Here is a 21,064-nt window from a genome sequence, read left to right on the forward strand (position 1 = left end):
ATCCTCCCTTTTCAGATAATGTTGTTCCGCCTCGAAAGACGAATATTATGACTTAGCACCTTAGCGTTCATGGATCCCCCCTCCTACGTAGTCCGTCAATGCACACAGAAAGACACGGCGTTGTCTCTTCGTTCTCATGGAGCAAGCCGTGTCTGTTATCGAATCAATTATTTAATTGTTCGTGCCCATAATACGCTGTGCGACCCATACCAGATCATCAAGATCCACCTTGCCATCGCGGTTCACGTCGGCTTTCCGCGCGATTTGCCAGTCAGAATCTTGATCCGTCTTGCCATAATTCGCCGCGATGATCGCGAGATCCCCAATACTGATCTTGCCGTCGCCGTTCAAGTCGCCAGGTATGCCCGGTTCATCCACGGTGACTTGGATCGATATGGATGATGTCTTCGCAGTGACTTCAATACCGCCGCCATCCGATAGAACCGCATTGTTCACCGCTATGGTCGTATGTGTTCCTGTCGTTAATACTTTGGACTTGAAGGTGATCTTCAGCACATCGGCATTTCCCGTGAGCGTCCGTTCTGGATCAATACTCGCGAGAATGAATCGCAATGTTCCATCCGGTTTGTAGACGGACTTGATGACGCTGACGCCTTCGATCAACGAGCTGGCATCCACATACTCCAGCACCGCTGGATCAAATTGCATGGAGATGTCCTGTGCATATACGCTTTGCGTTACATTGCGCAGTCCTAATGTGATATCGAAGGACTGACCCGATACAACAGTCGAAACTCCTGTCAATGCCGTCGATAATTCCTTGTTCGCAGCTTTCTCAATTGTTACCTTGGAGATCGCCACGAATTTGCCGTCCGCGGTAGTGACTTTAATGTCTACCGTACCTTCCTTCAAGGCCGTAACCTTCGCTTGCCCAGCGCTTATTGACGTTACCATCGCTAGCGTATTGTTGCTCGTAGACCAAGTGACCTGCTTATTCGTCGCATCTGCAGGAAGAACGGTCGCTGTCAGATCCGCTGTCTCGCCTTCCTTCAAGGTGATCACAGCCTTATCCACGGTGACGCCTGTCACTGCAACATCTGTAACGGGGACATTATTGTTATAATGGAAGTCATCGAACACGGCAGTCGTCGTTCCGAATACCCTTGCGCCCATCTTCCCTGCTGTATTCGGAATTCCCGGAATGACGCCGTCATAATACGTCACGCCGTTCACCATCAATACGACGGCATTGCCTTCGAATTTGACCTTAACCGTGGCAGGAACGCCTTTCGTTAACTTCGCTGCCGCACTGCTCGTCATCAGACCGTAGCTGTCTTGCGCATTGACCCAATACCACGAAGTCTTATCAAATCCAACGGATGCCCATGAATCATTCGAGTCGTAACGGAACAGAATGCCAAGACGCATATTGTCCGTCTCAGGTAGAACCTTGAACTCCACTTCACCATCCTTCACGGCTGGAGAATGTTGATCTACAAATATGTTGTTCGTTCCGTTGGAAGCCAGGCGAAGCGCATGCCCGCTAGCAGCCGTCGGATCGTCCACCAATGCCATCGTTCCTACCCCTTTGCCAACCACATGCTCCCATCCTTCGATGTTGTTATCCTCGAAATTCTCCGTATAGCGAATCGCTACAGGCATGGGGACAGGATCATTTGGGTTCGGTGGGTAAACTTCGAACTCATAAAGGGAATAGCCATACGTACCCACCCGCTTCGTGCCTAACATCTTTACATATCGAGCCGTTGTCTCCGGGAATCGAATGATCTCCGTTCCGCCTGCACCTGCCGTTGTCGTATAGACATCTCGCCAGGTCTGATCATCGTCAGAGACTTGAATCTTATACCCTTTGGCATAAGCAGCCTCCCATTTCAAGACCACTTTATCGAATGCCTTACGTTCTCCAAGATCAACGCGAATCCATTCGTTATCCGTATACTTCGATGCCCAGCGAGAACTGCTCGACTCGATCTCATCGAATGCGAGATTCGGTGTCAGATAGTCCACTTCGCTCGACGATGCTGTCGCTGGTTGATGTGCAGCGATATTGATCGTCCATGGCGGTGAGCCAGCTGCTGCTGCAATTTCTTTCGCGGTTAGTCCGCGATTAACAACTTGCAGATCATCTAGCGCACCGACGAATCCATGGCTTCCGCCAATCGTCGCGATCGGCAGCAAGGTTGTATCCTTCAGCGTATCTTTCAGTACGCCTTCCAAGAAGAGCGATGTCCCGCTTAGATCGCCACGCAATGCAGCATGTACCCATTTGCCTGTTGGCATAACGGCATTGAAGCTGTAATCATATCCTTCACGCGAGAATCCGATTTTGCCTGTGCCGGTTTGTTTCCACTGGATTTTGCCATAACCCGATTGCAGGAAGGTTGCTTCAGATGCTGCACTCGTTGCGGCTTCATCCAGATTCACCCATGCCGAGACGGTCCACGGGAAGCCTTTGTCCGGGAGGCCTGTCGTAATGAATCCGCTCGCGTCATTGAATTGAACTGCTCTGCCATGCTTACCGTTATCAGACCATGTTCCACCCTGCATGGATCCATCATAGCCATTGCCCGATGTATCGCGCACCGTCTGTCCATTGCCCTCTTCGAACGGATACGACAAGATCACTTCGCTCTGTGATGCAACACGATGCTGTAGGTCGGTTCCTGGCACATCGCCAATCGATTTGCTGACTTGTTGGAACTGTGCGTAAGTCGAATCCGTTGTTTTACCGCCCCACATTTTCTGCGCCAACGCTGGAAGCGCTTCCTTTACGCGATCATGGACATCCTCCACGCTCACTTTTTTGCCCAATAAATCGTTCCATACCGCGAACATCGCACCTTGGAGCTTCGGCTCGTTCTCGCTTAACTTGATCGAACCGCTGAAATAGGTTGGATCCCAGTTCTCATAGATCCATTTCGTGTTCAGGTAATCGTTATAATAGCCTGCCTTCGGTACGATATATAAGTTGCCATCGACCGTGTTGATAATGTTGAATCCGTCGCGAATCGCCTCATTCGGATTATGCCAACCGTTATTCCAGATATTGATCGTGATGTCTTTGTTCACAGGCGTCGTCCCTGGGAAGTATGAGAGACTGCCCCACATCCGTGACTGCTTGCCCTTACTCTTGAAATAGTCGTCCATGTCATTCAGGAATTGTCGATAAGCCTCGACGGTCGACTTGTCATTCCGGTCGAATTCATCGCCGCCAAAATGAAGTTCCTTCGCGTCGAACCAACCGCCATCGATATACTCGCCCCAGATGTCCTTCACAAACTCAACCGCCTCGGGTCTCGTTATGTCTAGATGGTCAACTGGCAGCGTATCTTTGACGAGTTCAGGTCGAATCTTCGTCAAGGATAATGCGTGGCTTGGCGACTCCAATTCCGGGGTAATCGTCATCCCGTGCAGATTCGCCAGATCTTGCAGCTCCCGGAATTCTTTCTTCGTGTAATGCCCGTCTTTTGCCGTCAAATTCGGATACTTCGTGCTCTCCAACCGGAATGCCTCGTATTTATCCCAATGCGTTCGGCTATTATCTTTGAAAATCTCATTGTCATTCAAGTGAATCTGGAAATCATTCATCTTGTAATACGACAACAATTTCACATAATCTTTGAGAAAATCCATCGGGAAGAATTTGCGCCCGACGTCCAGCATGAAGCCGCGCACCTTATACTTCGGGAAGTCCTTCGCATTCCCCTTAGGGATCTGTGTATGCGCACTGGCTTGCGCTAGAATTTGGAGCGCTGTTCGCGTGCCATAGAATACGCCAGTATCCGTATTCGCTCGAATGGTGACGTAATCACCAACCTCGAAATAGTATCCTTCATCACCAATCGACTCATCTCGTTCCTTCGTCATAGTGAGCACGATATCGCCCGATTTCGGCAGGTTACTGACAGCGGATACATATTTGCGGCCGGATAATTCCTTGAGGTCATTCTGGAATACGACAGCGGTTGCGCCTAACTTGCGAGCATCACTCGTCGGAAGCACGATGCGCGAATTCTCGGACAAGGTGAAGCTTCCTGTCGCTCCCGACCATTCTTGAAGGCTCGGAATAACGGTTGGCTTCGGGTTCACACCGCCTTCCGCTGCATTCGCCGTTGATCGTGGTGCACATGAGAGAATCATACCTAGCAGACATAATAGTGTTGTGACGGATTTGATCTTCTTCACGATTCGTAGGACACCCTCCTTCAGCATATTTGCAATGATTACGCTAAGACTGACCCCTCAGCATCTCAAACCATTCATTACCCATTGCCCTCGATCCTGCGTGCCAAAACTTCATCGCTTCATCAGCTCCTTCGCTTTGAATTACCCAAATCGTTGCCTAAAAAGGGCGTAAAAAAAGCACGAGCAAAAAGAGTTGCCTCTTTAAGCTCATGCCTGATTCCAGTAACACGCTTAGAGTTGAGGGGTGGTATAACCCTAAAATAGTGGATTCCTCTTCCTATAGCAATACATTCGACAAAGGTTATCAGAATAACTGTTAATCCTACGCCACTGTCGATTTGCGCATGATTTTAGCGGTTTACGCAGGCAGATTCAGATAGAGCATTGAATCCCCCACTCCGTTGTGGTATGTTTTTCCATAATTTATAATTCCATATTGGAGGAGGATCAATATGACCGTAGAGCAGCGTCTCGCAGCGTTAGGATTCACCCTGCCAGAAGCCAGTCAACCCGCAGCGAAATACACGAATCTCGTGAACGTTAACGGCCTCGTATTTCTATCAGGGAAAGGGCCTTCCGGGCAGCCAAAAGGCAAGCTCGGCATCGATTTCTCGACAGAAGAAGGATATCGTTATGCTAGGCAGGTGGGGCTTGAGGTGCTTGCCGTGCTCAAAGCTGAACTCGGATCGCTCGAACGGGTGAAGCGCGTTGTCAAAGTGCAGGGCTTCATCAATGCATCCTCCGAATTCGAAGAACATCATAAAGTATTAAACGGCTTCTCCGAACTGATGATCGATGTCTTCGGCGACGAGGGATTGCATGCCAGATCCGTCTTCGGTGCCGTGTCTGTCCGAGACAATCTACCACTCATCGTGGATTCCATCTTTCAAGTTGACACGCACTAATCGAATAACCATAAAAAAGGTTGTAGTCTCATGACTCCAACCTTCTTACTTCCCCATCTATAAAATGGCGAACACCTTTGTCTTGGGCGAACTTCGCCTCATTGTATTGCTTGGACCGGTTCTTCGGAACCGATAGACTATTCCAAGAACCCTCCTTCAGCGCCTTGGCTGCGTAGATGATCTGACCGACATGATACGGATAATGCGCTAGCTGCCGATTGATCGCGTCCATAATCGTATGCCCCTCATTCCGGATATAGATGATATCCAACAATTGATCGGGTTCGATGGAATCCAGCGCATCGAAGAGACACGCCCAGCCTTCATTCCATTGCTTCATTAATTCAGTCGAATCTTGTTGATCGCTCTCGAATTCCGCATCGCGGTCACGCCACTCTTTCTCCCCATCCGTCGTACGGAACTCCGACCAACGTGAGCGCATATTGCCCCACAAATGCTTCACAACCGTTGCAATCGCATTCGAATCTTCATTCGGCTTGATAAATAATTGCTCTGGTGTCACCTGCTCCATTGCCTTCTCGCCCAGCATTTTATAATAGCGGAACTGCTTCTTCGCACTGTCAAGATAGATTTGATTGATCTCCATCCGATCCCACGCTCCTATCTTGCATCTACTTCATAGAATACCAATCGATTTCCAAAAGGATCCGTCACGGTCATCTCCATATTGTCCCACGGGGTACGTTCAAGGCCCGGCCTTGCATACTTGTACTTCTTCGCCAATAAATGCTTATGATATGTTTCTAGCCCCGTCACGCCGATCCGTATCGTCGAGCCTGGAATGGCATCGCCATGATGTTCAGACAAATGGATCGTCATATGAGACATCGTGATGGACATATATAACGGAAAACCCTCCTCAAAACGATGCTCAAATTCCACCCCGAATTCTAAAAAGTCCAAATAGAACTCCTTCGCCTTCTGTTCATCGAAGATGCGGAGGATCGGGGTCACGCTATGACAAATCATGCATTGCCCCTCCTGACCATGAACTCAATGACCGGATAGGAAATCATATGCCGATCACGCGTCGTCATTGTCACCACCTCTGGCGTACTCACAATGCCTTTCTCCAGCATCACAGTATTGAATCCCCGTTCAATCGCGCCATTATACGTGAACAGTACGCATTGGTCCGCCGAGAATCCGGACACGATCACCATCCCAACGCCCTGATCTCGAATCATTTGTTCGAGTTCGGTCTGCCAGAATGCATTCGAGTGCATCTTCTTCACGTGCAGATCATTCGCTTCGACATGAACCTCAGGTATAAAATCAAGCTGCGCTGCATTATCTTCCCTTGCATCTTCAACGTCCTGGACATGGACGACGCAATGACCGTTCGTACGAAGCTGATCTGCTACATGATTGATGTATTCGCAAGCTCTCGCAACCTCAAACTTCTCCATGTGATCTTCTAAAAATAAACGCTGCATATCCACGACGAGTAAAGCTATTTTCTCCATTGTTTACGCTCCTTTTGATGAATCGAATGAGGATGTTCCTTGCCTACATACTTTTTTTGTAATGACGAGCCCTAACCATGCCCCTAACGTGTTCAGCATAATATCATCGACATCGAAGCTACCGACATAAGTCAGCATCTGGATACATTCGACGACAAAGATCAAGACCGCCACGAAGATAACAAGATTTGCGACTCTCAGATACCGCTGATTCAACAGTGGAATGAATACGCCTAATGGCATGAATAAGATAATATTGCCGAACAGGTTCTTCACCCACGTCTCCGGGTTATAATGGTCTCGATGCATCACGAGTTGTTCAATCGTTGCGAACGGTATCATGTTGTAATGATACAAATCCAAGGTATGCCTAGATCGAAAGAATAATAATGCTGCTATCACAACGCAATAACCGAACAACGCGATGATCACGACCGTCGTAACAACTTTACTCTTATACATTCTGTGTTTGAACATGTCGATGCTGCCCTTTCCCATTCCATGCCGGTTCATTCATGCTCATTGTACCATAATCATCCATTTCTGATCACGCCAAAATAGGCAACATCCCGTGCACCCCGTACAGCTCGATTATTCGAAATTCATCTACGTCCTCTTCCGAAGCCGAAGAATGGCGATTCGAATGCCATAATACATTACGCTAAGTCCAAAACAACCAAGCAGTCCATATATCGAACTTGACCCATGACTTGTCCCAAAAGATACCTTCTCCTCTAACGTTTCGACGGACGTATACGTTTCAATCACATCAGGCGTATCATTTAATGTTAGCAGCATGCCGTTTAGAACTTGCCATCCGTAGTAACCGAGCAATAGCAGAACACATAGAATTGTCGATTCTACAAATATTCTTTTATTCATTTCATTTAAACTCCTTTTACGATGTAATCCCTTATGCGATGTATAATATCCTTCCATAATTGTCATCTTAAAGTTGAATCTGTTCTGCACTCTATATATGACAAGGAGCGTTATAACTCGTGACGACATCGAACGATAACTCTAAAAGCACAAAAATACTGCAAGACGCTGTGGATAGTTCAATCCAGCATTATCAAGCCGTTGAAAATTTCTTAGACGAGCATGCTGACGAACTGGCGCCAGAGAACGCAAGACGTATACGTGAGAAGAATATTCACTTGAAACATAGCATTCAAGGTCTACAAGCGGAGATTAAGAACGAGACCACGCCATAGGGAGTCTTCCCGATAGAGCAACAATCCGATAAGCCGAAGGCATGAAGCGCCCCGGCTTATTGCCGTTCACCTCCGGTGGTGCGTGATTGCAGCCCATAGATAGCCTAGCATGATCGAACCGACCCACCCCAGTATATACGTAATAATATTGAAAAATGCCGTGTTCGTATATTGATTCAGGACACCCCAGCCTTGGATCATCGAATAAGGACTGTTCGGCCACCCTCTGAGACTCCCGAAGATCAGGCTGGCGTATAGCCTTTCCAAGAATATCCCGATTGCTATCATTGCCATTAGGAACAGGAACATGCCAGCATGATAGGAACCTTGTCGGAATTGATCCCGGAATAAAGTGCCAGATAGGATGGCGATGATCCCAAGCATGATCAAATAGAGGGGTACGAAAATGAATATAAAGAGTAGGGCAGGGTTGCCATTGCCTGAGAGATGTCCTGACGGATTCATCCGGAAGGTGAATAAGTCTACCATCCCCAATAGCATAAGCGTGAGCACAAACAACACGATCATGATCTTACTGGCAATGCTATGCTCTTTGAAAAAAGCGGTCATCATTTCCATGAATTCGTTGCTCCTTCAATTCTTACGCTGATTCCGCCATTCTTCTTCAATGATTTGCTTCAGCTTGTCATTGCGGTATGTAATAAATTTGGTCATATATCTCTTCAGCACATATCGATCAGCCCATCGGCCGATGACACCATATGGAGCAGCAAATTTCAGCTCATCCCGCATAATGGTCATTTCGCCACGATCGAAAAAGACATGCTTATGACGCAAGAACTGAAAGGCGCCGGACACCATTTCATCTACAAAATACCGTGGCCTGTCATATTCCGTAACAGTTGAGGTTAGACGCTGACGAATACCGAAATGCGTTGCTTCGAAAGTGACTTGTTCACCGAAGGATACCTGACCTCGCATCTTGCCCTTCACGATCCGTTCTTTGGTGCGCGGCCATACCGTTCGAGGATGCAAATCCATATCCCGTGCCATGTCAAAGCATAATTCGATCGGTGCATGAATCACCGTCTCCGTTCGGATTGTAACCATGAACTCCCCCTCCCTGCATGCCAATCCTTTTCATTGCCGTGGTTGATCGCCCCAGTCGATAAAGTCGGCTATGCTGAGATGGCCGTCCACAGTCGGAATAGGAACATCGTTAACTTCATCCGATGGAATCCCTTTCACGTCCATTCAGGCATCAGCTCTGGACGCAATCTATGGATTATATCCTGATGAACTATCCACACCTTTCCTTCTCTCCACTCTATGCCAACCTAACCTGTCAACATGTTTCTTTTCATGGAAGCTTTGCAGCAGCATCCGACGATAAAATCGAGAATAGGTAAGAATCGTGATATTTGCCTTTATGATACATGTGCTCCCGTAAATGCCCTTCCTGCTGCATGCCCAGCCTTCGCATGACATTCGCTGAAGACGTATTGCCAGGCCGACAGGTCGCATATACACGGTGAACGCCTTTCTCCTGAAACCCAAAAGCTAACAATGCCTGAGCTGCTTCTGTCGCATACCCATGCCCCCAATGCGCTGGATTGAAGCAGTATCCGATCTCCGCATTACGGCCTTCGATGTGTATGCCGCATCCCCCAATCAATTGATTCGTATCCCGCAGCACGACAGCCAGCTCGTACCCAGTACGTTCTTGCTGCTCCTGCATTCCGATTGCATATTCCATATAGGCTTTCGTCTCTTCGATGGTATTCGGTCCCCAGATCATAAACGTCGCCACGCCAGGATCTGAAGCATACTGGTGAACCTGCTCCCAATCTTCTTGCACAAATTCGCGAAGAATTAATCTATTCGTCTCAAGCTGCATGATATACGCCTCTTTCTAATTAATTTTTACATCTTCAACCCAACCTCCTGCGGCGCAACACGACGACAGATGCTTGATGTGGAACATCGAGCATGGCTGGGTGCCCTTGTAACCTCTGCCTCAATACCTCCGTGATACGGATTCGCTCCCCTTCCGTCACATCCGCGAGCCAAGATACCGATCGAATTTTGCCGCACCAAGCGTCATGGTCGTATGGCAATCGATAGTCGTATTGCCACTCCCCAATCACGTCTAGATGATGCTGATCCCACTCTTCGAACCAACCCGCAGGAAATCCGTTCCGCCTCAGCTTGGAACTAGAATAACTTCCTACCGGATTCAACGCGATTCCTTGCGTCTGCAGCACCTCAAACGTTAATTGTGCAATATCCGAATCCGAACGAAAAACGGAATTCAAAATGATCAGCGCACCGTTATCCTCAAGGAATTGATCAACGCGCTGAAGCGTTCTCTCCCGATCGAACCAATGCCAGGCACGCACAGCCATAATGATCGGTACCTGTGTGCCCACTTCAAAGGATTCTGCCGCACACATACATAACGCACGGAACCTGATCCACTCGCCAAGACCGCGCTCTCCGCTTGTTCAATCATCTGCGGAGAAGGTTCAACTCCCGTGACATATGCGCCAAGCCTTGCTAAATCTCGGCTAATTATGCCTGTCCCCGAACCAAGTTCAATGACTTGCCGTCCTCCCCAAACGATGCCTAACGCCGCAATCTGGTCGTAAATCTCCTGCGGCAGTGAATCACGGTATTTCGCATAAAGACACCTTACCGAATTGACTTGTCATTCGCATCACCTAACACAAGAAATTTTGTTATATTATACCATCTTATATGCAATAACGGCCGTTTCCTTCGCAGAAAAAAAAGAGCGACAACTGTCGCTCTCTTCCGATCATGAATGTCTAGATCGACGCATCGCAATCATATTGGATACAATCGTTATCGCCCCCGCGAATACGCCGCTCAGCCCCCATCCCGTGCTACCAATCAGCAAACCTAACACCCCAACACCGATCAGTATGACTCCAAGTGTTGCGCCCACCCGATACCCAACTTTTAAAATACTTGGTGGCAAATGGGTCAGCCGCTCAACCGTTGCATTGGATTTACGCAGCGTGTCTTCCGATAATTTTTGAGACATCTTCAATAGCTTCTCATTATGACGTTTCATGCTCTACCCTCCGTTCACACATAAATGTCGTCCAGCGCGCTATCCAACAGGAAGCTGAACACTTCAAAATGATCATAACCTAGGATATCCTTGTTCAAAATCAGCGACAGCAGTCCGTTGAATATACCAACAGCCTTTGCCTGATCTATCTTCAACGTCAGATTGGCATTGAATAATGTATCCACCATAAAGTGATCGCTGATCATCTGACTCGACGCGACCCATTCGCTCGGCGCTCGGTTCAAAAAGGCAACAAACTCTGGACTGTTCCGCTGCGTAATGATATTTGTCTTCTCGTACTCACGGTAAATGAGCTTCAATACGCGACCAATCTCCTCCTTTGTCGGTGTATTCGAGATCGTTGATTGAACCAATGCAAGCAGTCTCGCCTGAATCACATCCAACACATCGCAGAACAATATTTCCTTCGATTCGTAGAACAAATAGAAGGCACCCTTGGAAATACCCGCTTTGGCACACAGCTCGTCAATGTTCGTTCGCTTATATCCGTTAAGAGCCCAGCTCTGTTCACAGGCTAAAATCAACTTCGCCTGTATGGCTTGTTTCTCCTCTTCCGTAAAACCTCTCGCCATCATGACACCTCTCACACAACATATGACTTAAAAATATATTATAGTCATATAGTAATTATATTGAAAATTTCTCCATCCTGTCAACTCGTGATCAGGGGAAAACCATATCAAAAAAACCTCCCGCATACGCAGGAGGATTCATGTGCCACTCTATTGCTGACGAGGCAAAACAATGCCGCGATAGAGTTGAACTGTTATGAAATAATAAACAGCATAGATCATGAGGAAAATGGCGATCGGCAGCCATACTTTAAAGTATGGATCCACGAGAATAAAGGAGAAAATGTTCATCCCGATCAACACGTGAACCATGCCGATCGCGGCCGGGAACAAGAAGACCATGAATAACTCTTTGTACATCGACCTCATCAATAATTGACGGCGTACGCCAATCTTGCGGAGCATCTCATAGCGATGCGTATCTTTGGCTGCCCCCGTAAGAATCTTGAACATGAGGCAGCTGGCCATCATAGCAAGGAACGCGATGCCGAGGAAGAAGCCCATGTATTCGGTACCGGACGACATAGCTTTGGATGCGATATAATTGCTGTACTTCGAACTCATGTACCCATCCGGCGCGATCCGATATTTGCTGCGTTGCAGCGCATCTAGCTGTTTCCATTCGGTCAAGTGCGATTCGAACTGATTCGATTTCACGAGGAGTGCTACGCCTTCTTCGCCTGGGATGCGATCATATGTCTTCTGATCTGCGATGATGACCCTTTGATCTTGATACACAAAGTAGGGCTGAACAATTTCCATCGCCCGAAGCCATTCGAATGGCATTGAGGGAGCTTTCTCATTCACTACATCTCCACGAACTTCCGATCCCGTAGGAAGCTCTGCAATCGGGAACTGCGTCTTGCCATATTCCTTACGATCTCCAAAGACAGGGATACGAGGCGGGTTCTTCACTAATTCATCCTTTGCGTAATAAATCGCCTTCTCATTCTTCTTGTAATGATAGGATTGCTGCACATCTAATGGAATTTTCGCAAGAATGGCTTGCTCCTGTTCCGTAGGATTATGAAGTGTCAGATCGTAATATGAAGTACCTTCGACCATAATCGCGACATTGTTCTTGAATGCCATACCAGCGGAGATTGCTCCCGCCGATAGTGCGATCAGCATTGTAACGGTTGCCAGGACTTTCGTGAGCGAGCGAACACGGAAATTAAGCTGTGCATAGGTGAAGGCATTAAGCCCCTTCTCCGTCCGCTTCTTGTTCCGCTTCATTCCAGCAATAATAAGTGGCAGGAACGTGATAAATAAAAGATACGTCCCCGAAGTGACTGTGATCAGTGCGATAATGATACCATTTTCACGAAGCCTCTCCATATTAATCATGGACGCATAACCGATCAACAACAAAATGATGGATAGAACCGCAGAGAAGACTCGCTTCTTGCCTTTCGTTACGACACGATCGGTTTGTGCCTCTGCATGAATCAGTTGAAGGACCGTTACGCGCATCATCTTGACTGTGTTTAATATCGCAGAGACGACGAATAACGCGAGGAAAAAGATCCCGGTTATGAGGAGCGACGGCATGTAGAAGGCATAATACCCTTCGGAGCCGAGATCCAGTTCTTTCATCAGGAGCAACCCGATGCCTTGAGCAAGACCAACACCAACAGCGATTCCGATGACAAGGGAGATGAGTCCGATCACAATCGTCTCGATGAACATGAGTCGCATAATTTTGTTCTTACGTGCGCCGAGCATCATGTACATCCCGAATTCTTTCTGTCTGAGCGACAGCAGGAATGAATTCGCATAGAGAATATAGAAGAACGTAACGATAGATAAGAGCACCGATCCCGCCTGGAAGACGAACATAATTGATTTGATCATGGAATTGGCTAGCAAAAATTGTTTATTCATCGCGAGCGTCTCGAACATATAGAAGATCGAGATCGACATCACAAGACCCGCGAGCAAGACGATATAATCCTTGAACTTACTGCGTAACCCGGACATGGATAATTTGAATAACATACGTGTGCCTCCTCCCCTAAACCTTCGTAGTCCCTAAATCCGCAAGGACGTCAAGAATTTCGCGATAGAAGTCTTCCCGGGAGAACTGACGGCGAATTTCCTTATACAACACGCCATCCTGAATGAATAAAATCCGTTCGCAGTAGCTTGCGCTATAAGCATCATGGGTTACCATCATAATCGATACGCCGTGTTCTCGATTCAGATTCGTCATCGCGGTTAGGAGACTTGTCGCATTCTTCGAATCCAAGGCACCCGTCGGCTCGTCACCGAGGATGATCGCTGGTTCATGCACGAGTGCACGGGCTGCCGCACAACGCTGCTTCTGTCCCCCAGATACTTCGGCAGGATTCTTATGCAGAATCTCCGAAATGCCTAGCGTCTCCGCTACCTTCTCGACCTTCGGCCCGATTTGTCGCGACGGCACGCCTTGTAGGGATAACGGCAATGCAATATTTTCATAGATGGTTAAGTTCTCTAAGAGATTGAAGTCTTGAAAAATAAAGCCGAGCTTCTGTGAGCGAAAATCCGATAACGCCCCTTGCTTCAGCTTCGTAATATCGCTGCCCGCGATACGAACCATCCCTTCTGTCGCATGATCCAAGGTGGAAATGACGTTCAAGAGCGTTGTTTTGCCCGAACCCGAAGGCCCCATAATGCCCACGAACTCACCTTCATGGATCGTAAAGGACACGCCATTCAGTGCGTAAGATTGATTTTCTCCGGCTTTGCCGTATACTTTCTTCACTTGGCTTACTTCAACTACTGGTGTTCTCATTTGAAACCTCCTATACGATATAACCGATCACGGTCAAATATCAAACGATGTAATATGTTCTGTCATTAAAAATAACATCAGCACCGCACAAACACGCATCGATTCTGATGACATCTGTCTTACATTGTTGTAAGACGACAATCAAATAGCGCACCCCTCCATCATGGAGAGATGCGCAATCTCGATGCGTCATTAATCTATTTCTTACGCGGCATCACAATGCCACGATAGAGTTGTACGGTAACGAAATAGTAGACGGCATAGATCACGAGGAAGATCAAGATCGGCAGCCATACTTTGTAATACGGATGCACAAGGATAAAGGAGAACATCTCCATCCCGATCAGCACATGGATAATCCCGATAATGGCCGGGAAGAGGAAGACATAGAACAATTCTTTGTACATCGATTTCATAAGCAGTTCACGTCGAACTCCGATCTTACGCAGCATCTCATACCGATGGATGTCCTTCGAGGCGCCTGTCAGGATCTTGAACATGAGGCAGCTCGCCATCATCGCGAGAAACGCAATCCCTAAGAAGAAGCCCATATAGACCGTTCCTGCCGAGAAGCTTCTGAAGCTGGTGTAGTTACTATATTTCGTATTGATATACTGATCTGCAGCAAGCTTCAATTTCCCCTTCTGCAGTTCATCAATCTGCTTCCAAGTCGATAAATGATCATCGAACTGATCCGATTTACCGAGCAGGACGAGCCCCTCTTTCCCCTCGATTCCATCATACATTTTCTGATCCGCGATCGTCACACGTTCGCCTTTGTAGACATAATACGGTTGGATCAGTTCCAGCGCGTCACGCCAGTCGGCCGGCATGGCAGGACCACGACTCTCTTCCTTCTCTCCACGAATACCTGCTCCGACCGGGAGATCTCCAGCTGGAATCTTGGTTTTACCGAAATCCTCTTTGCTTGATCTGATCATAATGCGCGGCGGCTGATTCATCAGATCGTCTTTCAAATAGAAGATCCCTTTGTCACTCATTTTGTAGCGATATTCCTTCTGTTCCGTAAAGGGAATGCTATCTAGCAACTCCTTCTCGGCCTTCGTCGGATTATGAATCGTCACATCATAATAATCAGCGCCATCGACCATAATCATTACGTTATTCTTGAACGACATTCCCGCAGTAATCGCTCCGGCAGATAGTGCAATCAGCATCGTGACCGTCGCAAGCACTTTCGTTAAAGAATTGATGCGGAAGTTGAGCTGCGCATAAGTAAACGCATTAAGTCCTTTCTCCGTGCGCTTCTTGTTGCGTTTCATGCCATGGATGATCAGCGGCAAGAACGTCATGAAGAGCAGATACGTGCCGGACGTAATCGTAATGAGCGCGAGAATGATCCCTAATTGCTGCAGATAGGACATCATGATCATGGATGCATACCCGATGAGTAATAGAATGATGGATAAGATGGCTGCAAATACGGTTTTCTTGCCGCGTTTCGCAATTTTATCCGTCTGTGCATCTGCATGTACGAGCTGCAAGACCGTAACACGTAACATTTTGAACGTATTCATGATCCCTGAGATCAGAGATAATATTGCAAAGAAAATCGCTGTCACAATCAAGGACGGGAGATAGAACGCATGGTAACCATCCGAACTAAACTCTAGCTCTTTCATGAGCATGGACCCGACCACTTGCGCGAGACCAATCCCCACCGTAACCCCGATGACAAGCGAGATGAGTCCAATAACGACCGTTTCCATGAACATGAGCCGCGTAATCTTGCTCTTACGAGCCCCGAGTGTCATATACATCCCGAATTCTTTTTGCCGAAGCGAGAGCAGGAATGAATTCGCATAGAGAATGTAGAAGAAAGTAACGATTGAGAGCAGCACCGAACCCGCGTAGAAGACGAACTGAATCGGACCGATCATGGCGTTTGCTTCGAGAAATGCATTGTTCATCGCGAGCGTCTGGAACATATAAAAAATCGAGATAGACATCACGAGACCCGCAAGCAGAACGATATAATCTTTATACTTGCTGCGCAGTCCTGACATCGATAGTTTGAATAACATGATCAATAATCCCCCCTTCTACGCCTTCGTCGTCCCTAAATCTGCGAGCACATCGAGAATTTCTCTATAGAAATCTTCGCGGGTGGATTGACGGCGAATTTCCTTGTAGAGCTCCCCGTCCTGTATGAACAAGATTCGCTCGCAATAACTGGCGCTGTATGCATCATGGGTTACCATCATAATGGATACACCATGCTGCTGATTGAGGTTCGTCATGGCCGTGAGCAAGCTTGTCGCATTCTTCGAATCTAGCGCCCCTGTCGGCTCATCTCCGAGAATAATCGCCGGCTCATGAACAAGTGCTCGTGCTGCTGCACAGCGCTGCTTCTGACCCCCGGATACTTCTGCCGGATTCTTATGTAGAATCTCGGAAATCCCCAGCGTGTCAGCAACCTTCTGCACTTTCGGTCCGATTTGACGTGATGGCACACCTTGAAGAGATAACGGCAATGCAATATTTTCATAGATGGTTAAGTTCTCTAATAGATTAAAGTCTTGAAAGATAAAGCCGAGCTTCTGTGAGCGAAAATCCGATAGAGCTCCTTGCTTCAGCTTCGTAATATCACTGCCCGCGATACGGACCGTCCCTCCCGAGGCTTGATCAAGGGTGGAGATAACATTCAGGAGCGTTGTTTTACCAGAGCCCGATGGCCCCATGATGCCGACGAACTCGCCTTCATGGATCGTGAATGACACGCCATTTAGCGCATAAGATTGGTTCTCCCCAGCTTTTCCATATACTTTCTTCACATTGTTTACTTCAACGACTGGCGTTCTCATAGATATCCTCCTATACGTGATATGCAGCCGCTTAGGCCGCATATGAGACGATGTTTTGTTTTCTTACTAGAATTTACCGGATTCACGCCTAATCGCCCATCGATTCAGATTACATCTATCTTACATTGTTGTAAGACTTCATCAGAAAAAGGCATCCTCTTGTAAGAGAGATGCCTAGAAGTACAAAAAAATGCAGCCGTTCATCGAAGAACAGACTGCATTTTATGCTCTCGCTTATTTCTTTGTCGATAACCAATCCGCAATGCCGGCAATTTCCTCACTCGATAACTGTCCTTTGAAGCTTGGCATCCCACCGCGTCCATTCGTGACAACCGCATCGATATCGCCTTTAGATAATTTACCGCCAACTTTTTGAAGGTTAGGGCCTACGGCACCCTCAAGATTATTTCCATGACAGCTTACACAATTTGCTTTGAATACCGCTTCTGCATCCACCTTCGTCGTTGTTGTTGTCCCAGTGCCTGCACCTGCACCTTCTTTGTTCGTCTCCGGCGCCTTACTCGTTGCACCTCCGCATGCGGATAAGCTGATGATGATCATACATGAAAAAAGTATCGCAGCTGTTCTTTTCAAATTGATGACCTTCCTCTCAATCATGCTCAAAAAATGACTTTGCTACGAATACCATGCCCCTTCTTTTCACATTTCATGTATAAGAAATTCCAATTGGAACAAAATACAATTGCATAAATTGTCCAGATTCGTAAGAGGAGGTACAACATTGGCAGAACAACACAATCATCAGCCACCAGATCGGTCCAGACGACAATTCCTTAAATATTCAGGCGCAGCCATCAGCGGTGCTGTCATTGGCGGCGTTATCGGTGGAGCCATTGCAGGCGGGTTCAAGAAAAAAGCCCCTGCTCCCGCACCTACGCCTACCACACCAGGTGGTCAAGCAGCTGCCGTAGCTGATTACAACCAAGCAACCATGTATTTCACACAGAGTCAGCTCCAAATTACGCAAGCAGCGGTGGAACGCATCTTCCCCAAAGATGATCTGGGACCAGGGGCGGCCGAGCTCGGCGTTGCTTACTATATTGATCACCAACTAGCCAGCCCTTGGGGAATCAATGGCCGCGAATATCGAACAGGTCCGTACGTCAAAGGCGAGGCGACGCAAGGTGATTATCAGAGCATTCACCGCACTGAAGTGTTCAACCTCGGCCTCATCGCCATTCAGGACGCGAGCATGAAGAAATACAACAATAAGTTCCCTGACCTCGCGGATGATCAGAAGGATGCCATTCTAACACTACTGGAGAAGGGCGATATAGAAGTCATCAACGGAATAACAGGTACCAGCTTCTTCAATCTATTACGGACCCTTACGTTAGAGGGTGTATATGCTGATCCGCTGTATGGCGGCAACAAGAACATGCAGGGCTGGAAAATGCGTAAATATCCGGGCAACCAGATGAGTTATACCAATATTATGGAGAAAGCAGAATTCGTCACCATGGAACCGATGAGTCTTCGCGACCACATCGCACATTAGTCCCTACTAAGCTAGAAAGAAGGTGCCTAACATGGCAACAAAAATGCCAAAAGTCCCTGTCGTGATCGTCGGGATGGGTTGGCTCGGAGGCATAATCGCCGCTGAATTATCCAAACAAGGCGTGAAGGTCGTCGGGCTCGAACGCGGAAAGCCGCGCGCAACGGAAGATTACTACATGGTGCACGATGAATTGCGTTACGCTATGCGCTATGACCTGATGCAAGATCTGTCCAAAGAGACGATTACCTTCCGCAATACCAGTAAAATGACCGCGCTGCCAATGCGTTCTTACGGCTCCTTCCTGCTCGGCGAAGGACTCGGCGGTTCGGGTATTCATTGGAATGGACAGACCTTCCGTTTCCTCCCGTACGACTTCGAGATCCACAGCAAGACCGTCGAACGGTATGGTAAGAAGAAGATCCCCGACGGGATGCTGCTCCAAGACTGGGGTATTACATATGACGAGCTTGAACCGTATTTCTACAAGTTCGAAGAAGTAGCGGGAATCTCGGGTGAACAGGAACAAACACCTATGGTAGGCAAGCGTTCCAAGCCTTTCCCAACCAAACCGATGCTGAAAACCCCGATCCTGAAAATGTTCGAGGACGCAACAAAAAAACTCGGCTACCATCCGTACATGATGCCGTCGGCCAACCTATCTGAGCAATACACGAATCCAGACGGGATTACGCGTGCCGCGTGCCAATATTGCGGATACTGCGAGCGGTTCGGATGTGAATATGGCGCAAAAGCGGATCCTGTCGTAACCGTCCTCCCTGTGGCGAATAAAACGGGTAATTTCGAACTCAGACCTTATTCCAACGTCGTCGAAGTGCTGCATGACGGCAAAAAAGCTTCCGGCGTCGTCTATGTCAACACCGTAACGGGAGAACGGTACGAACAGCCTGCGGATGTCGTCATTCTCGCGAGCTATGTATTTAATAATGTACGTCTACTCCTGACATCCAAATTAGGAAAACCATACGATCCGAAAACAGGAAAAGGTGTCGTCGGCAAAAACTATTGCTATCAGACAAATGGCGGTTCGGCAACAGGCTTCTTTGATGATAAAGAATTCAACCTTTACGCAGGCGCAGGTTCGCTTGGAATGGAGATTCCGGATTTCAATGGAGACAACTTCGACCATACGAACCTCAACTTCCTGCACGGCGCAGGCATTCGCATCTCGCAGACTGGGCAACGTCCGATCGCGACGAATCCCGTTCCGAAAGGGACGCCGACATGGGGAGCAGAATTTAAGAAACAATCCCTGAAATATGCGAACAACACCTTAACCGTATCACCGCAAGGCTCTAGTCTCCCATGGCAGCATCATTATTTGGACCTGGATCCAACCTTTAAGGATGCCTATGGATTACCACTTATGCGCATTACGTTCGATTTCGAAGATCAAGACCGTGAAATGATCAAGTTCATGGCTTCGAAGACGGAAGAAATCATGAAGGAAATGAATCCGACATCGATCGGCGTGTCGAACAAGCTTGGTCCGTACAATATCGTTCCGTATCAATCCACGCACAATACGGGCGGTGCGATTATGGGAGCTGATCCTTCGACGTCGGTTGTCAATTCCTATCTTCAAATGTGGGATGCAGAGAATGTATTCGTCGTCGGCGCTTCAGCATTCCCGCATAATAGCGGATACAATCCAACGGGGACCGTCGGGGCATTAGCTTACCGGGCCGTGGATGGAATAGCTAAATATTTGAAATCAGGCGGCATGGTTGTTTAATTAACACCATGGTTAGAAGCGGAGGGCTTCAGATGGAACAGGACAACTGGGTATTTCATTTTGCGGAAGCGCGCAAACGGTTAATCATCGTAGCCATTTGGTTCATCATGACCTTTAGTGCAGGGCTCTATGTCGCTCCCGCGATCTTGCTGTACTTGAAGTCGCAGCCGCTGGCGGAGCCAATCGCTTGGAATGTATTCTCCTTCACGGACGGGCTGTTGATCTATATGAAGTGCGCTCTATTATTCGCATTATTGTTCACTGTGCCTGTCATGCTCTATCAGTTGTGGGCATTCGCGAGACCGGGGTTAACCGACGAGGAAGCATCCAGCGCCTTCCCCTACATACCGGTGGCATTCCTGTTGTTCTTGACAGGGTTATCCTTCAGTTATTACGTTGTCTTCCCGATGATGCTGCGATTCATGAAGCGAATGAATCACACGATTGGTGCGATAGAAACCTATGGTATTGACCGATACTTTTCCTTTCTGTTCGACTTGGTCATTCCCTTAGCTGCCGCCTTTGAGTTGCCAGTGATCATCTTATTCCTAACCCGAATCGGATTATTGACACCGGACCGTCTCAAAATGACACGAAAATATGCTTACTTGGGACTTGCGATATTCGGCTCATGCATTTCGCCGCCGGATTTCATTTCCCATCTGTCTGTTACGATCCCTCTAATCCTGCTGTTCGAGATTAGCATCTATATTTCGAGTCGACAATGGCGCCATATGCAGACAAGAACTGAACCATGAAAGCAT

General features: G+C 47.8%; 22 protein-coding genes and 1 pseudogene. 5 read left to right on the forward strand and 18 right to left on the reverse strand.

The window, feature by feature from the left end; translation table 11 throughout:
* Positions 1 to 171 precede the first annotated feature (171 nt).
* On the reverse strand, positions 172 to 4,167 hold the full coding sequence (locus GCU39_RS11220; protein WP_193726878.1) for a family 20 glycosylhydrolase: 3,996 nt from the start codon (positions 4,165 to 4,167) through the stop codon (positions 172 to 174).
* 452 nt (positions 4,168 to 4,619) lie between these two features.
* Between GCU39_RS11220 and GCU39_RS11225 the strand changes: the two genes are divergently transcribed.
* The gene (locus GCU39_RS11225; protein ID WP_152393584.1) at positions 4,620 to 5,072 is read left to right on the forward strand and encodes a RidA family protein; all 453 of its coding nucleotides are present in this window, start codon (positions 4,620 to 4,622) and stop codon (positions 5,070 to 5,072) included.
* A 28-nt stretch (positions 5,073 to 5,100) separates the two neighbouring features.
* Here GCU39_RS11225 and GCU39_RS11230 read toward each other — a convergent pair whose 3' ends face one another.
* The 5 genes from GCU39_RS11230 to GCU39_RS11250 form a co-directional block, all read right to left on the reverse strand.
* Positions 5,101 to 5,679 carry a DUF1572 family protein gene (locus GCU39_RS11230; RefSeq protein WP_152393585.1) on the reverse strand — a complete coding sequence of 193 codons (579 nt, stop codon included), beginning with the start codon at positions 5,677 to 5,679 and terminating at the stop codon, positions 5,101 to 5,103.
* 14 nt (positions 5,680 to 5,693) lie between these two features.
* On the reverse strand, positions 5,694 to 6,062 hold the full coding sequence (locus GCU39_RS11235; RefSeq protein WP_152393586.1) for a glyoxalase superfamily protein: 369 nt from the start codon (positions 6,060 to 6,062) through the stop codon (positions 5,694 to 5,696).
* The gene (locus tag GCU39_RS11240; protein ID WP_152393587.1) at positions 6,059 to 6,559 is read right to left on the reverse strand and encodes a cysteine hydrolase family protein; all 501 of its coding nucleotides are present in this window, start codon (positions 6,557 to 6,559) and stop codon (positions 6,059 to 6,061) included. Before GCU39_RS11240 ends, GCU39_RS11235 begins: the two co-directional genes overlap by 4 nt.
* A gap of 3 nt (positions 6,560 to 6,562) precedes the next feature.
* Entirely contained in the window at positions 6,563 to 7,021 is a 459-nt protein-coding gene (locus tag GCU39_RS11245) for a VanZ family protein (RefSeq protein WP_193726879.1), read from the reverse strand.
* A gap of 144 nt (positions 7,022 to 7,165) precedes the next feature.
* Positions 7,166 to 7,441, reverse strand: a complete 276-nt coding sequence (locus GCU39_RS11250) for a hypothetical protein (protein ID WP_152393589.1) — start codon at positions 7,439 to 7,441, stop codon at positions 7,166 to 7,168.
* A gap of 119 nt (positions 7,442 to 7,560) precedes the next feature.
* Here GCU39_RS11250 and GCU39_RS11255 point away from each other — a divergent pair, with 119 nt between their 5' ends.
* Positions 7,561 to 7,776 (forward strand): small acid-soluble spore protein Tlp, encoded by a 216-nt coding sequence (locus GCU39_RS11255; RefSeq protein WP_152393590.1) that lies wholly within the window; start codon positions 7,561 to 7,563, stop codon positions 7,774 to 7,776.
* 66 nt (positions 7,777 to 7,842) lie between these two features.
* Here the strand turns inward: GCU39_RS11255 and GCU39_RS11260 are convergent, their stop codons facing one another.
* From GCU39_RS11260 to GCU39_RS11310, 12 genes and pseudogenes are all read right to left on the reverse strand, one after another.
* Complete coding sequence (locus tag GCU39_RS11260) at positions 7,843 to 8,355, reverse strand: hypothetical protein (protein ID WP_152393591.1); 513 nt, start codon at positions 8,353 to 8,355, stop codon at positions 7,843 to 7,845.
* 15 nt (positions 8,356 to 8,370) lie between these two features.
* Positions 8,371 to 8,847 carry an SRPBCC family protein gene (locus GCU39_RS11265; RefSeq protein ID WP_152393592.1) on the reverse strand — a complete coding sequence of 159 codons (477 nt, stop codon included), beginning with the start codon at positions 8,845 to 8,847 and terminating at the stop codon, positions 8,371 to 8,373.
* A 250-nt stretch (positions 8,848 to 9,097) separates the two neighbouring features.
* Positions 9,098 to 9,634 carry a GNAT family N-acetyltransferase gene (locus GCU39_RS11270; protein WP_152393593.1) on the reverse strand — a complete coding sequence of 179 codons (537 nt, stop codon included), beginning with the start codon at positions 9,632 to 9,634 and terminating at the stop codon, positions 9,098 to 9,100.
* Positions 9,635 to 9,668: 34 nt separating this feature from the next.
* A complete protein-coding gene (locus tag GCU39_RS31950; RefSeq protein ID WP_227793545.1) occupies positions 9,669 to 10,190 on the reverse strand; it encodes a hypothetical protein in 522 nt (173 codons plus the stop codon).
* 2 nt (positions 10,191 to 10,192) lie between these two features.
* Positions 10,193 to 10,399: pseudogene (locus tag GCU39_RS32525) on the reverse strand (class I SAM-dependent methyltransferase); the annotation flags it as partial.
* A 156-nt stretch (positions 10,400 to 10,555) separates the two neighbouring features.
* A complete protein-coding gene (locus GCU39_RS11280) occupies positions 10,556 to 10,834 on the reverse strand; it encodes a hypothetical protein (protein ID WP_152393594.1) in 279 nt (92 codons plus the stop codon).
* 14 nt (positions 10,835 to 10,848) lie between these two features.
* Positions 10,849 to 11,430: a TetR/AcrR family transcriptional regulator gene (locus GCU39_RS11285; RefSeq protein ID WP_152393595.1), complete on the reverse strand. Its 582-nt coding sequence runs from the start codon at positions 11,428 to 11,430 to the stop codon at positions 10,849 to 10,851.
* 147 nt (positions 11,431 to 11,577) lie between these two features.
* Complete coding sequence (locus GCU39_RS11290; RefSeq protein ID WP_152393596.1) at positions 11,578 to 13,425, reverse strand: ABC transporter permease; 1,848 nt, start codon at positions 13,423 to 13,425, stop codon at positions 11,578 to 11,580.
* A gap of 16 nt (positions 13,426 to 13,441) precedes the next feature.
* Positions 13,442 to 14,203, reverse strand: coding sequence for an ABC transporter ATP-binding protein (locus tag GCU39_RS11295; protein ID WP_152393597.1), 762 nt, complete (start codon positions 14,201 to 14,203; stop codon positions 13,442 to 13,444).
* Positions 14,204 to 14,400: 197 nt separating this feature from the next.
* Positions 14,401 to 16,248 carry an ABC transporter permease gene (locus GCU39_RS11300; RefSeq protein WP_152393598.1) on the reverse strand — a complete coding sequence of 616 codons (1,848 nt, stop codon included), beginning with the start codon at positions 16,246 to 16,248 and terminating at the stop codon, positions 14,401 to 14,403.
* 18 nt (positions 16,249 to 16,266) lie between these two features.
* Positions 16,267 to 17,028, reverse strand: coding sequence for an ABC transporter ATP-binding protein (locus GCU39_RS11305; RefSeq protein WP_152393599.1), 762 nt, complete (start codon positions 17,026 to 17,028; stop codon positions 16,267 to 16,269).
* A gap of 234 nt (positions 17,029 to 17,262) precedes the next feature.
* Positions 17,263 to 17,646, reverse strand: coding sequence for a c-type cytochrome (locus tag GCU39_RS11310; protein WP_227793546.1), 384 nt, complete (start codon positions 17,644 to 17,646; stop codon positions 17,263 to 17,265).
* A gap of 124 nt (positions 17,647 to 17,770) precedes the next feature.
* On the opposite strand from GCU39_RS11310, the gene GCU39_RS11315 reads away from it, so the two are divergent.
* From GCU39_RS11315 to tatC, 3 genes are read left to right on the forward strand one after another with little or no spacing between them, the layout of a single operon-like run.
* Positions 17,771 to 18,547, forward strand: coding sequence for a gluconate 2-dehydrogenase subunit 3 family protein (locus GCU39_RS11315; RefSeq protein ID WP_152393601.1), 777 nt, complete (start codon positions 17,771 to 17,773; stop codon positions 18,545 to 18,547).
* 31 nt (positions 18,548 to 18,578) lie between these two features.
* The gene (locus tag GCU39_RS11320) at positions 18,579 to 20,300 is read left to right on the forward strand and encodes a GMC family oxidoreductase (protein ID WP_152393602.1); all 1,722 of its coding nucleotides are present in this window, start codon (positions 18,579 to 18,581) and stop codon (positions 20,298 to 20,300) included.
* Positions 20,301 to 20,308: 8 nt separating this feature from the next.
* A complete protein-coding gene (tatC, locus tag GCU39_RS11325) occupies positions 20,309 to 21,058 on the forward strand; it encodes a twin-arginine translocase subunit TatC (RefSeq protein WP_407671664.1) in 750 nt (249 codons plus the stop codon).
* The last annotated feature ends 6 nt before the right edge of the window (positions 21,059 to 21,064 follow it).

This window comes from Paenibacillus guangzhouensis (assembly GCF_009363075.1).
Classification (GTDB): domain Bacteria; phylum Bacillota; class Bacilli; order Paenibacillales; family Paenibacillaceae; genus Paenibacillus_K; species Paenibacillus_K guangzhouensis.